Genomic DNA, 15350 nt, shown 5'->3' on the forward strand with positions numbered 1-15350 from the left:
ATGATTTATTCGATCCTTAGATAGCTCATCGAGTTTAACCGCGTTATAATCCGTTCATTAGATAAGAATTTATTAGGAAAATATGGACAGTTTAATCGCTATTGCCGCTGCCATTTTATATGCAATTGCTATCGCAACAATAGTCCCGGGGCTATCTCAGCAAACCCACATAAAGACAAAGACTGTCTTCGTGAGCGCAGCTTTAGCCATTATTTTCCATGTGTGGCTATTACACGGCCAAATTCACAACAGTTCAAGCGGTCAAAACTTGAGCATGCTCAATGTTGCTTCTCTCGTCAGTTTTATTACTTCATTAGTAATGAGCTTAGCTATGTTTAAAGCCCGTTTGTGGTTCTTGTTACCCGTCGTTTACGGGTTTTCTATTATTAGCATCCTCGCTTCAAACTTCTTACCCGGTGCATTCATCACTCACTTTGAAGGGAAGATGGGATTGTTAATCCATATTACAATCGCACTTTTCGCTTACGCGACCTTAACTATTGCGGCACTATATGCAATTCAACTCGCGTGGCTAGACTATAAATTAAAAAACAAAAAAGCGATGGCAGTGAACCCTAACCTACCGCCTTTATTGAAAGTCGAGAGGCAGCTTTTTAACATTATCCTCATTGGCAATGGACTGCTAACTTTAACTCTATTGTCTGGATTCGTATTTTTAGATGATATGTTTGCGCGTGGTTCTGCCCATAAATCTATTCTTTCTTTTGTGGCTTGGGTAATTTACTCCGTATTACTCTGGGGACACTATCAAAAAGGTTGGCGTGGTAAAAAGGTAACATGGTTTGCTATTGCAGGTGCGACCTTGCTTACACTTGCCTATTTTGGCAGCCGATTTGTTCGAGAAATCATTTTGAATTAACCGATTACCCGTTACTAAAAATACTATTTTATTCATAATATAATTGACAGCTCAAATCACTTAAGTCACAAATTGAGCGATAACTGAAAGAAGGAATTCCAAACATTGAATGACATATCAACGGGTGTACTGTTTACCATACTCGCATGTCTAATCGTCATTTCTGGTTATTTTTCAGGTTCTGAGACTGGAATGATGTCCTTAAACCGATATCGACTAAAGCATCTGGCTGGAAAAGGCCACAAAGGTGCAAAACGTGTTGAAAAGCTATTAAGCCGTCCCGACCGTTTAATTGGCCTTATTCTCATTGGAAACAACTTAGTCAACATCCTCGCCTCTGCCATTGCAACCATACTTGGAATGCGTCTATTTGGTGATCTTGGTGTCGCAATAGCGACGGGATTATTGACACTTGTTGTGCTTGTCTTTGCCGAAGTTACCCCTAAAACATTAGCTTCGCTCTATCCAGAAAGAGTCGCCTATGCCAGCAGTATTATATTAAACGTACTGATGAAGGTGCTTGCCCCCGTCGTTCTAATGGTGAATTTAATTACCAATGGTGTATTACGATTATTCGGTATAAAAGCGACACACCCTACTGAAGATCCTTTAAGCTCTGATGAGCTTCGTACTGTTGTAAACGAAGCTGGAGGTCTCATTCCTCGTGGACACCAAGAAATGCTGGTATCCATTCTCGATTTAGAAAACGTCACTGTAGATGACATTATGGTACCTAGAAATGAAATTACGGGTATCGATATTAATGATGACTGGAAATCCATCGTTCGCCAATTAACTCATTCACCACATGGACGAGTTGTACTTTATCGCGACCAGATAGACGAAGTTGTCGGTATGCTGCGTTTACGTGAAGCTTATCGTTTGATGCTTGAGAAAAATGAGTTTACAAAAGAGACACTTCTACGCGCAGCAGATGAAGTTTACTTCATACCAGAAGCGACGCCACTAAACGTGCAACTGCTGAAATTCCAACGCAATAAAGAAAGAATAGGACTCATTGTCGATGAATATGGCGATATTATTGGTCTTGTCACTCTAGAAGACATTTTGGAAGAGATCGTTGGTGAATTTACGACGTCTATAGCACCAAGTCTATCTGAAGAAATCACCCCACAAGGTGATGGGAGCTTCCTCATTGAAGGAAGTGCCAATATTCGTGACATTAATAAGGGTTTGAAGTGGCAACTGCCTACGGACGGACCAAGAACACTTAATGGGCTTATATTAGAACACCTAGAAGATATCCCCGAAAGCCAAGTTAGTATCGAGGTTGAAAAACACCTAATGGAAATAATGAAGTTTACGGAAAATAAGATCAGTCTGGTTAAAGTATTTCCCGCACGGAAGTAGCTGGTTCGAACGTAACATTCAGTCATAAAAAAGGGAGTGTCACCATAAGGTGACACTCCCTTTAAAATACCATTCGCTTCAAATAAAAATACGTTTACTTATTTAGCTCTTCCAACATAGAAGCAGGCAGAGCTAATTCGTCATTTTTATTCACTAAAATCCCAGCTTCAATCACATTTTTGGCGATATTTTTCGCATCAGATAAAGAGTGCATACCATAGGTACCACATTGATATTCATTTAGCTCTGGAATGTTATTTTGGTTCTCTACCTTTAGTACATCTTCCATCGCAGCTAACCACGCATCGGCTACGCGCTCTTCCGCTGGAGTGCCAATCAAACTCATATAAAAACCAGTACGGCAACCCATTGGAGAGATATCGATAATTTCAATACCCGCACCGTTTAAATGTGCACGCATAAAGCCCGCATATAGATGCTCTAATGTGTGAATACCTTGTTCAGAAAGTATCTCTTTGTTTGGCACACAAAAACGCAAATCAAATACAGTTATCGTATCCCCTTTTGGCGTTTGCATCGTTTTTGCCACGCGAACAGCTGGCGCATTCATTCTTGTGTGATCAACAGTAAAACTATCTAATAACGGCATTTTTATATCTCCATTGGCTCGATTCAGATTTCGAGCCGATTCATTATTTTAGGTATGAGAAGTAGTCTTCAAGAAACTCATCAAAATTCACTTCGTCAGCTTGTTCTATCTCTTTTTGAGCTTGAAGAGAAGCACTTACTTCATATTGCATCTCTTGTTGACTATAAACATTATAGTTATTTGTTAGATGGTAATCTCTATATTCGCGACCGTAGGTGCAACCAACCTGACCAATACCACCTAGCTCTTTCGTTTTCTCTAATAGCTGGCCAGAAATTGTCAATTCAGGATTGTCTATCCACGTCATAAGTTCTTGGCATGTTTGCTGATATTCATCACCATCACTCGCCATATCCATCTCAACGGCAATCAGCTGTAAATCAGTGAAAATGTGTTTAGTATAATCGTGTAGCGTACGTTCTTTACCATCACAGTCTTCCGTCAACATCAAATCGGGTTTACGACCTTCTTGAATGACTCTAGTCCAGTTATCCTTCCAACAGCAAAGCTCTTTATTGTCTATCGGGCCAGTATCTTTAATCAAACACCAAGTTAAAAAGAGGTCTAAAAACCGAATCTGTTCTTTTGTTACCCCTATCGGACTGAATGGGTTTACGTCCAATGAGCGTACTTCTATGTACTCTACTCCGCCTCGTTTTAATGCTTCTGATGGTTTTTCACCAGATTGACCTACGCGCTTTGCACGAATAGGAGAATACAACTCATTTTCAATCTGTAGCACATTACTATTAAGCTGTTGATACTCGCCGTCTATCTTGACACCAATTTGCGCGAAATCGCTTGAAGGAGTTTGAATCGCTTTTTCTAAACCGTCTAGATACCCATCAAGATTATTATAATTAATTTGCAACTCACTCTGAGCGCTATTGGTATAACCCAAGTCACTTAATCGTAAGGATGTACCATAAGGAAGATAAAGCGTCTGACCGATATTTTCAAAAGGTAACTCGGTTTCTCTACCTTGTAAGAAAGAGGAGCAAATAGCAGGAGAGGCACCGAAGAAATAAGGAATTAACCAACCAAAACGGTAATAATTTCGGATAACGTTGAAGTATTCATCTGATTTTGTATTGGCTCTATCGCTTTCTGATTGCTCGCCGTAAAGAGAGTCCCATAAGCTTTCAGGAAACGAAAAATTAAAATGAACACCAGAAATAATCTGCATCAAACTACCATAACGGTTTTTAAGACCTTTACGGTATAACGTTTTCATTTTACCTACATTCGATGAGCCATACTGAGCGAAGGCAATATCATCTTCATTCTCGACATAGCAAGGCATGGAGAGAGGCCAAAGCTTCTCTTCTCCCATCTCTTTCACGGTAAAATGGTGAATATCGGATAGCTGACCAATTAATTCTTCTACATCAGTAGAAACGGGGGTAATAAACTCCAATAACGATTCTGAAAAATCAGTGGTCACCCATTTGTTTGTCAATGCAGACCCTAAACCAACAGGATGTGGTGTTAGTGCTAAATGCCCGTCCAAGGTGTATCGAAGAGTTTCGCGCTCAACACCACGACCAATGTTTTTAAAATTATCAGGGTTTTTCGCTACTTTTTTCAGTCTTGAGGAAAAATTTGTCAAAATGGTGACCACTTTTAATCTTGTTTTTGCGTAGGTTACGCTTTTTTATATAAAATACTAGTTCTGCATTTTTGTATGCAGCAAGTATAAAGAGAGACAATTTGTGCCTCTCTTTATATGTGTGCGCTACTTAGTAATTTCAAGTTCTACCACTGGTATATCCAGATCTTCCAATTGAGGTTTTAAGCTCTTAGCATCTCCAACTACTATAATTTGGTAGTCAGTAGGGTCAAACCATTTGCTTGCAACCTCATTCAATGTAGAGCGATTTACATTACTCAATACTGCGTTCCGCTGCTCTATATAGTCATCATCTAATGAATAATTAAGTATATTTGACAGTAATCTCGCCTTTTGGCTTGGTGTTTCGTATTTCAAAGCATCTTGTTGACCAACAGCCAAGCGCATAAACGCTAGCTCTTTAGAGGTCATGCCATCTTCACTGTAGCGTTTCATTTCTTTAATGAACTCTTGTATAGATGGGACGGTTGAATCTGCTCTAACTTGAGCATCGAAGACAATGATACCTATCTCTTTATTACTCGCATGATAACCACTCGCACCATAGGTATACCCTTTATCTTCGCGTAGATTCTGATTAATACGACTGTTGAAGTTACCGGCTAAATTGAAATTAGCGAGTTGGTTGAGGTACTGCTCACCAACAGTATCATATGGCAGTCCTTGTCGAACTAACCTAATCACACTCTGTGGCGCACTTGGTTTATCAACAAGATAGATATGTTGTCCTACCGGTGGTTTTACTATTTGAGGGCGTAGTATCGGCACATCAGACCCTTCCCACTTACTCAGAAACTTGAGGTTGGGGATTAATGTGTCTTTAGACATATCTCCGACAACAATGACTTGAGTCCCTAGCGGAGTATAATTACTATTATAAAACGCTTTCACATCTTCAAGCTGAATACTCTCTATAGACTTCAAGGTACCGTCATTTGAACGGCCAAATGTCGATCTGCCAAACAGTATTTGTCTGGTCGCTTGCGACGCTAACCATGCAGGTCTTTGATGTTCATAGATCAGCCCTTCTAAAGATTGTTTCTTTAAACGGTCAAAATCATCTTGTTTAAATTTTGGTTTAAAGAGCATCTCCTCAACAATGACTAACGTCTGACTGAGGTTTTTCTTCAATGAGGAAATACTGATCGTTGTCGTATAGTTTCCAGAACCAAAACTAATAGAGCTGCCCAATTTATCGAGCTCGGCTTGAATCGTTTCAATATTTCTCTCTGTCGTACCTTCTTGCATCATTTCAGATGTAAAGTTTGCCAAGCCTTCCTTACCTTTAGACACATATCTGTGCCCAGCAGGCAACAAAATCTGCAATTCAACCGTAGGGGTCTCGTTTGAATCAGTGCCAAGAACCTCAATTCCATTATCTAGGTAAACATTGTAAAGTTCAGGCATATTACCTTTAACCGCGCCACCAACAGGAGGCATTATATTTCGATCAAAGCTATCCTCGGCTTTTGAATATTCTAATTCGCTGCTTTCAATTTTATTGTATTTCGGTAGTGTTCTCTCTGGAGTAATAAAATCTACTTTTCTTACCTCTAAATCTAATTGCCCTTTTGGTACAACACTCAATGTCACTTTATTTTTGCCATCGACAAACGTCTTATAAGCATTCATTACCGCTTCAGGTGTCACACCTTTAAGCTGTTCAAGCTGTTGCTCTATCCTGTCCGGTTGACCATAAAACGTTTCGTTGGAAGCCAATTGAGTCACTTTCCCATGAACACTCTGTAATGCAAATACGGCACTGGATTCTGCTTGGCCAATAATTTGTTCAAGCTTATCTTGTTCTACTCCATTCGCTTTAAAATTGGCTAGCGCGACCATGAGATCATCATAAATTTTACTTAAGTCACCTTGATCACCAGAATCGCCCATTGCATAGACATAAAAACTACAAGAGAGCTCAGCGCACTGATGGAAAGCACCTGCGTCTATCGCTTTTTCAGTTTTCACTAACTCTTGGTATAAAACGCTATTCTTTCCACTACCCAAGATTGACGCAAGGGTATCTAATGCCGCTTGACTATCCTCTCCTCGATAGGTGGTTGGCCAACCAATCATTACCATCGGCTGTTTTATTCGATCTTCGAGCGTAATGTATTTGTCTCTATCCAATTTAACCGGTTGTTTTTCTGAGTTCTCTACTGCTGGTCCTTCAGGAATTGAACCAAAATATTTACTGACCCAATTGAGTGTTTGCTCTACATCGATGTCTCCACCAATGGTTAACGTCGCGTTATTTGGACCATACCAACGAAGAAAAAATGCTTTCAAATCGTTAACATCTACTCTATCTAAATCTTCTACGTAGCCAATTGTTTGCCAAGAATACGGGTGGCCTTCGGGATAAAGAGCTTCACCTAATCGCTCCCACATTAAACCGTATGGACGATTGTCATAATTTTGTGCACGCTCATTCTTAACCGTGTCTCGTTGTATTTCGAATTTTTTTTGTGATACAGCATCAATAAGAAAACCCATACGATCCGATTCTAACCAAAGAATTTTCTCTAATTGATTGGAGGGAATAGTTTCAAAATAATTGGTTCTATCTCGGTTGGTCGTACCATTTAATGTCCCACCAGCTTCAGTGATTATTTTAAAATGCTCTTGATCTCCCACGTGTTCTGAACCTTGAAACATCATGTGTTCAAAAAAGTGGGCAAAACCAGATTTCCCGACATCTTCTCTTGCTGAGCCGACGTGATAAGTTACATCCACATGTACCAAAGGGTCTGAATCATCCGGTGACAAGATCAATGTGAGCCCGTTATCAAGAACGAACTTGGAATAAGGTATCGAAACCTTGTTGGGTTGAGTTAATGATCGCTCAATGAAAGTAAAACCTTCAGGTACTTGAATATCACTATCTGTAGATGCTGTTTGAGAACAGCCATATAAGGCGACCAAAAAGATCGCACTGAGCCCTATTTTTTTCATTAATAAATCCTTAAATCAATCCATAAAACAGCGCGGTTAGAGCGCTGTACCTCAATGCCTTACCGAGGGCTATTAAAATAAAACTGGGAAGAAATTTCATCCTCAACCATCCTGCTGCCAAACACAGAGGATCACCGATAACTGGAAGCCAGCTAAAAAGAAGGGCAACATAACCGTACTGACTTAGCCATCCTATCGCTTTATGACCATGTTTTTCTTTTTGAGTTCGATTCGGTAACCATAAACCTATCCAATAATTTGTAAGGCCACCTAACGTATTACCTAAAGTCGCGATAAAAATAACAGACAAAACCGTATGTTGTTTAATACCCAAGGTCGCAATCAACGTCGCTTCAGAAGCGCCAGGCAGCAAAGTTGCACTTAAGAAACCAGATATTCCTAATACCCAAAGGGCTGAGTCAGTAAAATACAGAGCGATCTGATCTAACACCGCATGTCCAATACTAACTTGCCTCTAGTATGCCCAGTCTCAAGCCTATGATGGGCTTCTACAACGTTTTTATATGATATTGCTGGCTGAACATCTACTTTCAACAGACCAACACTTACCATATATAACATCGTGTCTAATTGTTCTGGATTAGGTTCTACAAGCATGCCATCAGCACTAAACCCTAAAATTTCAGATTTTTCACAGATTAGATCTTTGGTGATGGTAGGAACAGTGACTACTCTGGCTTTATCTTTCAAGCATTTAAGGGCATCAAGAGCGACATCACCACCAATAAGATCAATAAGTACATCCACATCGGAAACACGTTCAGATACAGGAGCAAACTGATAGTTGACAGCATGAGCACCAAGGTTTGCAAGGTAATCCAAATTTGATTCACTACACGTGGTGTAGACTTCTGCTTGCGCTGCTACCGCTATCTGCACAGCAATATGCCCAACGCCTCCTGCTCCAGCAAGTATCAGAACCCTATCCCCCGCTTTTACACCGGCTTTATTCAGTGCCTGCGCCGCCGTTTGTGCCGCTACTGGTAACGCAGCTGCAGCCTCTAACGTTACTGCGTTAGGGACCAAACTCAAATGATCTTCCGCTACACAAAGGTATTGACTGTATCCACCTGCATTTAATGGAAAACCAATCAGCCCCGCGACAGTATCACCCTCTACAAAGCGTTGCGTATTCTCACCCATAGAGACAATTTTTCCCGATATTTCATAGCCAGGTGTCCAAGGTAAATTATCTCTATTTTGAGCCGCAGCCCAACCCATTCCAGCTCGGGTTTTGACATCAATCGGATTCAAGCCTGAAAAATAGACCTTTATTAAAACTTCACCGCTTTGAGGTTCAGGTATCTCTCCACTCACAAAATCCAAAACGTCAGGTTTTCCAAACTCGGGTATTACTATTTTTATGTTCTCAGTCACTTGGTACCCCTCAAACAAACGAAAAAAGGGATGCGTTAGCATCCCTTTGACTATAAACCATTTTGTTCTACTTGGTTAACCCAATTGTTTGGATTACGACCAGATATTACCCGACCAACGCTAACAAAATACCAGCAGCTACCGCAGATCCAAGTACACCGGCCACGTTGGGTCCCATCGCATGCATCAATAAAAAATTGTGTGGATTGGCCTCAAGGCCGACCTTATTCACAACTCGTGCAGCCATAGGTACAGCAGAAACGCCTGCCGCGCCAATAAGTGGATTAATGTCTTCTTTTGATAACTTATTCATCAGCTTAGCCATAAGTACACCTGCCGCCGTACCGATACTAAATGCCACTGCACCAAGCGCCAAAATACCTAACGTTTCTAGGTTTAAGAATTTATCGGCCTGTAATTTAGAACCAACACCGAGACCCAAGAAAATAGTCACAATATTAATTAGTTCATTTTGTGCCGTTTTAGATAAACGCTCAACAACACCAGCTTCGCGCATCAAGTTGCCTAAACAAAACATCCCCACCAAAGGTGTTGCTGATGGTAAGAAAAGTATTGTCATTAACAGGACAGCGAGTGGGAACAATATTTTCTCGGTCTTACCAACATGACGCAACTGAGCCATCTTGATTTGACGTTCTTCTGGTGTGGTTAATGCCTTCATTATCGGTGGTTGAATAATAGGCACCAATGCCATGTAGCTATATGCTGCGACCGCGATAGGACCCAGAAGATCAGGCGATAATCGACTGGACAAGAATATCGCCGTCGGTCCATCAGCACCACCAATGATAGCTATAGACGAAGCGTCTGCTAAAGTAAATTCCATACCAGGTATGTAATTCAATAAGATAGCACCAAACAGTGTAACAAAAATCCCAAATTGAGCCGCAGCACCTAACCACAAGGTTTTTGGGTTAGCTATTAAGGCACCAAAATCGGTCATTGCTCCTACACCCATAAAGATGATTAATGGGAACACACCAGTCTCAATACCTACGTGGTACACAAAGTAAAGCATACCGCCAGGTTCAGTAAAACCAGCATTAGGGATATTTGCTAGTACTGCACCGAAACCAATTGGCAGCAATAATAAGGGCTCAAAGCCCTTACGAATGGCCAAAAATAGTAACAGGCATCCGACGGCGATCATACAGATCTGACCAAATTCAAAATTGGCTATTCCTGTATCATTCCAAAGACGCATTAAACCTTCCATGATTCTCCCTTATGCCAAGCTAAGTAGAGGAGAACCAACCATTACGGCATCACCTTCTTTAACATTGATTTCTGCAACTGTTCCAGCTTTTGTTGCTCGAATTTCTGTTTCCATTTTCATTGCTTCTAAGATAAGAAGTACTTCACCGTCCGCAACTTGTGCACCTGGGGCAATCATCACTTTAAAAATGGTACCAGCTAGCGGTGCAAGAACCACTTCAGCATCGCTCGCTGCTGCAGGAGTAGTTGTTGCTGCAACAGTAGTAGGCGTCACTGTCGTAAGCTGACCTTGTGGGCCGACTTCGACATCATATACTTGACCATCCACCTTAACACTGTACGATTCAACACCGCCAACCGCTGGTGCTGCAATTTGTGCAGGCGCTGGTTTTTCTTTACCTGGAGCAGGTTCAAATGCATCTGGGTTGCGACGGTTTTTAAGAAACTTAAGACCCACTTGAGGGAATAACGCATAAGTTAAGACATCATCTACTGTATCTTCTGCTAGAGAGATACCTTCTGCTTTTGCTTTTTCCAATAATTCCGTTGTTAATGCATCTAACTCATCTTCTATCAGATCGGCCGGACGACAAGTGATCGCCTCTGCTCCATCCAATACACGAATTTGCAGTTCTTTATTTACCTCAGCGGGTGCTTGACCATACTCACCTTTAAGTACACCTGCCGTCTCTTTAGTAATACTCTTATAGCGTTCGCCAGTTAATACATTAATTACCGCTTGGGTACCCACAATCTGAGATGTAGGGGTGACCAATGGAATAAAGCCAAGATCTTTCCGGATACGCGGGATCTCTTCCAATACTTCATCTATACGATCTGCTGCGCCTTGCTCTTTTAGCTGGCCTTCCATATTCGTTAACATGCCGCCGGGTACTTGAGCAATCAGAATACGTGAGTCCACGCCCTTCATCGCCCCTTCCCATTTCGCATATTTTTTACGAACTTCACGGAAATAGGCGGCAATCGGTTCTATCTCTGTTAGTTTAAGACCAGTATCACGCTCAGAGCCCTCTAGCATCGCCACAACGGTTTCCGTTGGCGTATGACCGTAGGTTTGGCTCATAGAGGATATTGATGTATCTAGTATGTCTAGACCCGCTTCAACGGCTTTTATAGCTGTTGCGGTAGATAAACCAGTAGTTGCATGACAGTGTAGCGCTAGAGGCACGTCACAAGACGCTTTAATACGAGTAACTAACTCTTCAGCTTCATAGGGTTTAAGCAGTCCTGCCATATCTTTGATACAAAGAGAATGACATCCAAGATCTTCAAGGCGCTTCGCTAAGTCTACCCATGTATCTGAATTGTGAACCGGACTTGTCGTATAAGAGAGTGTACCCTGAGCATGAGCTCCTACATCCACAACAGATTTCACTGCTTGTTGGAAATTACGTACATCGTTCATCGCATCAAATATACGGAAAACATCCATACCGTTTTTATGAGATCGTTCAACAAACTTTTCAACAACATCATCACCATAATGGCGGTAGCCCAAAAGGTTCTGGCCACGCAGCAACATTTGCATCGGTGTATTTGGCATCGCTTTTTTAAGCTCACGCAGACGTTCCCACGGATCTTCACCTAAGAAGCGGATGCATGAATCAAATGTTGCACCACCCCATGTTTCTAAAGACCAATAGCCTATATTGTCCAGTTCTTTTGCAATCGGCAGCATATCTTCGATACGCATACGAGTAGCAAATAACGATTGATGGGCATCGCGTAGCACAACATCAGTAAGAGCAAGTGGTTTAGACATGCTTAATAACTCCTTTTAATCTTATTAAATTTACTACTTAGTATGAGAAGTTCGGTACTGATGTACCGCAGCAGAAATCGCCGCTATAACTTTTGGACTAACAGTAGATGATGTTTGTTGAACTTTAGAATGTTGAATTGGGGCAGCTATCAGTTGCGGTACTTCTTCCGGTACCAGCGAAGACATCAGCCGAACTAGGTATACAAGAATGGTCAGAAACACAAACACGACACCCATACCAGTGAGCATGAGTGTAGCGGCCTGTTCCAATAAACTTCCAATATCTGTCATTATGCTTCCTTTCGCTGTCTTAGAGACAATTAATCCTAAGCTTGAGATCCATTCACAAACTTGTCGTTAAGGATTATCTCGATTGGGGTCTGATTGTCAATTTCGAATACGTGTTCAAATAAGCTAACAGAGTTTTCTATTGTTTAATCCATTAAAACTATACGAATTACTACAAATCAGCCTCTTTGGAAATATATTAACGGAACGCTGAAAATAAATTAAGCCAATACAGCAATAAATACTGAGAGATAGGTAATAAAATTAAAATTTCTTTCTAAAAAACAGCAAGATGTAAATACAAAGCATTTATTATGATAATGCTTTGTTAACGAAAATCACTAAAGATGTTACAAATGTTTGAGGTATTGGAATTATTAGAAATATTGGAACTAAGAATGGCATTAGACGAGCAGGTGATTTGAAGAAAATATGGTGCGCTCGGAAGGATTCGAACCTTCGACCGCCTGGTTCGTAGCCAAGTACTCTATCCAGCTGAGCTACGAGCGCACAATTTTTTTTCGTTACGCGGCTTGAGAATTCATACTTGGAAGCCAAGTATATCAACATTCAGATACCACGTTACCCTTGATGTATGGTGCGCTCGGAAGGATTCGAACCTTCGACCGCCTGGTTCGTAGCCAAGTACTCTATCCAGCTGAGCTACGAGCGCACAATTTCTTTATCGGTACATGGCCTGAGAATTCATGCTTGGAAAAGAAGCATGTCAGCGTTCAGATACCACGTTACCCTTGATGTATGGTGCGCTCGGAAGGATTCGAACCTTCGACCGCCTGGTTCGTAGCCAAGTACTCTATCCAGCTGAGCTACGAGCGCACAGGTTGTGAAATATATCACATTTATGTTTCTGAGAAACAAAAAAATGGTCAAATGAGACCATTGTGTTACTAATTACATTGCATTACTAACTAGGTTAGTAATGGCGGTGAGGGAGGGATTCGAACCCTCGATACGGTATTAAGCCGTATACTCCCTTAGCAGGGGAGCGCCTTCAGCCTCTCGGCCACCTCACCACATGTTAGAAATGGTGCGCTCGGAAGGATTCGAACCTTCGACCGCCTGGTTCGTAGCCAAGTACTCTATCCAGCTGAGCTACGAGCGCATAATTTCTACTAAACACAAGAATGGCGGTGAGGGAGGGATTCGAACCCTCGATACGGTATTAAGCCGTATACTCCCTTAGCAGGGGAGCGCCTTCAGCCTCTCGGCCACCTCACCATCTTGCGGAGGCACATATTACGATTTACCAAAAATATGTCAAATACTTTCTTAGTTAAATTAGGTAAAAAACGTTTGATAGGGCACTAATCAACCAACATCTTAGAAAAACACAGTTTTCTCTGCTTATTACTTTCACTTTTAGGTTATACCGAAACAAAAAAGGCCAGCACATTGCTAGCCTTTTTTGCGATATATACGCTTAGTAGTTTCCTGATACCGTACTGCTACCTGGTACTGGATTACTTCCTGCTACGGTACTTGTTGCCGTCCCTTTTTCAGCTTGGATACGCATGTATATTTCTTCGCGGTGGACGGATACCTCTTTTGGAGCATTCACACCAATTCGAACTTGATTCCCTTTGACACCAAGTACTGTCACTGTTACTTCATCACCTATCATTAACGTTTCGCCAACTCGGCGAGTCAAAATCAGCATTTTTCCACTCCTTGAGTAATCTCTGAACTTTCTCTGTAATAAGGCTTATTATCCAACAAAACATCTATCTTCGTAAACAATACTAGTTAAGAAATAGCTAATTTTCGTTGTTCTTCAAGCTCTACCTTGAAATTTATCTGTTTTTCGTGAATAAGATTAGCTGTTTTCTCTAATAACTCAGGCTTAAGGATAAACGTTGAGTAGTTTATCCCCGCCGCGCGGTTTAGAATTTTTATATCATGCTGTGCGAATAATTCACAAGACTGCTGCAAAATCCCTTTCGCTTTGCTACCGACAATAGTCAATGCACTCACAGCCTCACTATTACGGATTTTTTCAATAAAAACCAGACTTAACTTAGCAAAACTCTCTTGAAGGATCACTACACCACTCTGTTCTGTTTCCTCGATCACGTTCCAAAGCGCAATTCCAAGCAGCTGACACTGTTTTTTTAATGAGTCAAGATCATCTGCATCCACTTGCACGAACATCAATGACCTTTGTAACGCAATACCACAAATGCCCTTATCACAGGTCTCTCCTTTAACGAGAGTTCCTTTATCGTAAGAAAAAGAAGAGAGTACTCTTAATGGCACATTTTGAGCCCACGCGAACTGTACGCTAGGGAGATGAAGAACCTTAGCGCCTTTTCTAGACATCTCTTCCATATTTGGAAAGTCTATAAGGTCTAATTTTCGTGCGCTCTTAACTACTCTAGGGTCGCAGGTATATATTCCGTCGACATCGGTGAATATCTGGCACTCGTCAGCACCCAGTGCACCTGCGAGTGCAACCGCTGTAGTATCTGAACCACCACGCCCTAGCGTTGTAATGTCGCCATATTCAGTGGTCCCTTGAAAACCGGCAACAATCACTATCTTGTTATCCGCTAGAAGACCTTCTATATGGCTCGTATTGATTTGTCGGATAGTGGCATCGTTATGAACGTTATCTGTTAGTATCTGAGCCTGCCCGCTAGTCAACGACACGCTGCTATAACCATGCTTATTTATTGCAATCGAAAGTAAAGACATCGCAACCTGCTCTCCGGCAGACAACAATACATCTAACTCCCGTGCATTTGGCACATCGTCAATATCTTGCGCTAGACTCATCAGCCGATTGGTTTCACCCGACATTGCAGAAACAACGATGACAACATTAGCCCCTGAAGATTTCGTCTTGATTATTCTATTCGCAACGGCTTGAATTCGCTCAATCGAACCAATCGACGTCCCACCAAATTTCAGTACATATAACGGTTTTTTCACCGGCCTTCACCTTCCCTAAGAGCTCATCTCGTATAAATCGGTACTGTGAGTTCAATCATTATCTGCCCAATTTGGAACGATAATTAATGTAATTAATCATGCAATCTTTAACCAGAACGCATGTATACCTAGCTTAGTAAGCTTGTAACAATTGAGTTCGCTTGATACTGGTTCATTGCGAATAAACCAAAATTATGACTTATCGCGAGTTGAGATTACTTAACAACAAAAAAACCAACTAATTGTC

General features: G+C 41.3%; 12 protein-coding genes and 6 tRNA genes. 2 read left to right on the plus strand and 16 right to left on the minus strand.

Annotated elements, in window-relative coordinates:
* Positions 1–82 precede the first annotated feature (82 nt).
* The gene (locus AACW90_RS06460) at positions 83–880 is read left to right on the plus strand and encodes a cytochrome C assembly family protein (RefSeq protein WP_390232422.1); all 798 of its coding nucleotides are present in this window, start codon (positions 83–85) and stop codon (positions 878–880) included.
* Between the two features lie 105 nt (positions 881–985).
* A complete protein-coding gene (locus AACW90_RS06465) occupies positions 986–2251 on the plus strand; it encodes an HlyC/CorC family transporter (protein WP_390232425.1) in 1266 nt (421 codons plus the stop codon).
* 94 nt (positions 2252–2345) lie between these two features.
* Here AACW90_RS06465 and luxS read toward each other — a convergent pair whose 3' ends face one another.
* The 16 genes from luxS to AACW90_RS06545 form a co-directional block, all read right to left on the minus strand.
* Complete coding sequence (luxS, locus tag AACW90_RS06470; RefSeq protein ID WP_390232428.1) at positions 2346–2861, minus strand: S-ribosylhomocysteine lyase; 516 nt, start codon at positions 2859–2861, stop codon at positions 2346–2348.
* 43 nt (positions 2862–2904) lie between these two features.
* Positions 2905–4470: a glutamate--cysteine ligase gene (gene gshA, locus AACW90_RS06475; protein WP_390232431.1), complete on the minus strand. Its 1566-nt coding sequence runs from the start codon at positions 4468–4470 to the stop codon at positions 2905–2907.
* A gap of 126 nt (positions 4471–4596) precedes the next feature.
* Positions 4597–7449 carry a M16 family metallopeptidase gene (locus AACW90_RS06480; protein WP_390232434.1) on the minus strand — a complete coding sequence of 951 codons (2853 nt, stop codon included), beginning with the start codon at positions 7447–7449 and terminating at the stop codon, positions 4597–4599.
* A 10-nt stretch (positions 7450–7459) separates the two neighbouring features.
* A complete protein-coding gene (locus AACW90_RS06485; protein ID WP_390232438.1) occupies positions 7460–7900 on the minus strand; it encodes a YqaA family protein in 441 nt (146 codons plus the stop codon).
* Positions 7894–8889, minus strand: coding sequence for an NADP-dependent oxidoreductase (locus tag AACW90_RS06490; RefSeq protein ID WP_390232440.1), 996 nt, complete (start codon positions 8887–8889; stop codon positions 7894–7896). Before AACW90_RS06490 ends, AACW90_RS06485 begins: the two co-directional genes overlap by 7 nt.
* Positions 8890–8953: 64 nt before the next feature.
* Positions 8954–10084 carry a sodium ion-translocating decarboxylase subunit beta gene (locus AACW90_RS06495; protein WP_195704280.1) on the minus strand — a complete coding sequence of 377 codons (1131 nt, stop codon included), beginning with the start codon at positions 10082–10084 and terminating at the stop codon, positions 8954–8956.
* A 9-nt stretch (positions 10085–10093) separates the two neighbouring features.
* Positions 10094–11866 (minus strand): sodium-extruding oxaloacetate decarboxylase subunit alpha, encoded by a 1773-nt coding sequence (gene oadA, locus AACW90_RS06500; protein ID WP_390232443.1) that lies wholly within the window; start codon positions 11864–11866, stop codon positions 10094–10096.
* A 33-nt stretch (positions 11867–11899) separates the two neighbouring features.
* Positions 11900–12157, minus strand: coding sequence for an oxaloacetate decarboxylase subunit gamma (locus tag AACW90_RS06505; protein ID WP_195704282.1), 258 nt, complete (start codon positions 12155–12157; stop codon positions 11900–11902).
* Between the two features lie 430 nt (positions 12158–12587).
* Positions 12588–12664, minus strand: a tRNA-Arg gene (locus tag AACW90_RS06510).
* Positions 12665–12750: 86 nt separating this feature from the next.
* A tRNA-Arg gene (locus AACW90_RS06515) sits at positions 12751–12827 on the minus strand.
* 87 nt (positions 12828–12914) lie between these two features.
* Positions 12915–12991, minus strand: a tRNA-Arg gene (locus tag AACW90_RS06520).
* 104 nt (positions 12992–13095) lie between these two features.
* Positions 13096–13188, minus strand: a tRNA-Ser gene (locus tag AACW90_RS06525).
* A 12-nt stretch (positions 13189–13200) separates the two neighbouring features.
* Positions 13201–13277 (minus strand) — tRNA-Arg (locus AACW90_RS06530).
* A gap of 23 nt (positions 13278–13300) precedes the next feature.
* Positions 13301–13393: transfer RNA gene (locus tag AACW90_RS06535), tRNA-Ser, on the minus strand.
* 202 nt (positions 13394–13595) lie between these two features.
* Positions 13596–13832 carry a carbon storage regulator CsrA gene (gene csrA / locus AACW90_RS06540; RefSeq protein ID WP_195704283.1) on the minus strand — a complete coding sequence of 79 codons (237 nt, stop codon included), beginning with the start codon at positions 13830–13832 and terminating at the stop codon, positions 13596–13598.
* 86 nt (positions 13833–13918) lie between these two features.
* A complete protein-coding gene (locus AACW90_RS06545) occupies positions 13919–15103 on the minus strand; it encodes an aspartate kinase (RefSeq protein ID WP_390232446.1) in 1185 nt (394 codons plus the stop codon).
* Between the last annotated feature and the right edge of the window lie 247 nt (positions 15104–15350).

Origin of the sequence: Vibrio frigidus (genome assembly GCF_042465995.1) — a bacterium.
In the GTDB taxonomy this organism is placed as follows: domain Bacteria; phylum Pseudomonadota; class Gammaproteobacteria; order Enterobacterales; family Vibrionaceae; genus Vibrio.

Bases quoted from the DNA above. Each gene is read 5' to 3' on its own strand.
- AACW90_RS06460 (WP_390232422.1), top strand. From the start codon at position 83: ATGGACAGTTTAATCGCTATTGCCGCTGCCATTTTATATGCAATTGCT.
- luxS (WP_390232428.1), bottom strand. From the start codon at position 2,861: ATGCCGTTATTAGATAGTTTTACTGTTGATCACACAAGAATGAATGCG.
- AACW90_RS06480 (WP_390232434.1), bottom strand. From the start codon at position 7,449: ATGAAAAAAATAGGGCTCAGTGCGATCTTTTTGGTCGCCTTATATGGC.
- AACW90_RS06490 (WP_390232440.1), bottom strand. From the start codon at position 8,889: ATGCTAACGCATCCCTTTTTTCGTTTGTTTGAGGGGTACCAAGTGACT.
- AACW90_RS06495 (WP_195704280.1), bottom strand. From the start codon at position 10,084: ATGGAAGGTTTAATGCGTCTTTGGAATGATACAGGAATAGCCAATTTT.
- oadA (WP_390232443.1), bottom strand. From the start codon at position 11,866: ATGTCTAAACCACTTGCTCTTACTGATGTTGTGCTACGCGATGCCCAT.
- AACW90_RS06505 (WP_195704282.1), bottom strand. From the start codon at position 12,157: ATGACAGATATTGGAAGTTTATTGGAACAGGCCGCTACACTCATGCTC.
- csrA (WP_195704283.1), bottom strand. From the start codon at position 13,832: ATGCTGATTTTGACTCGCCGAGTTGGCGAAACGTTAATGATAGGTGAT.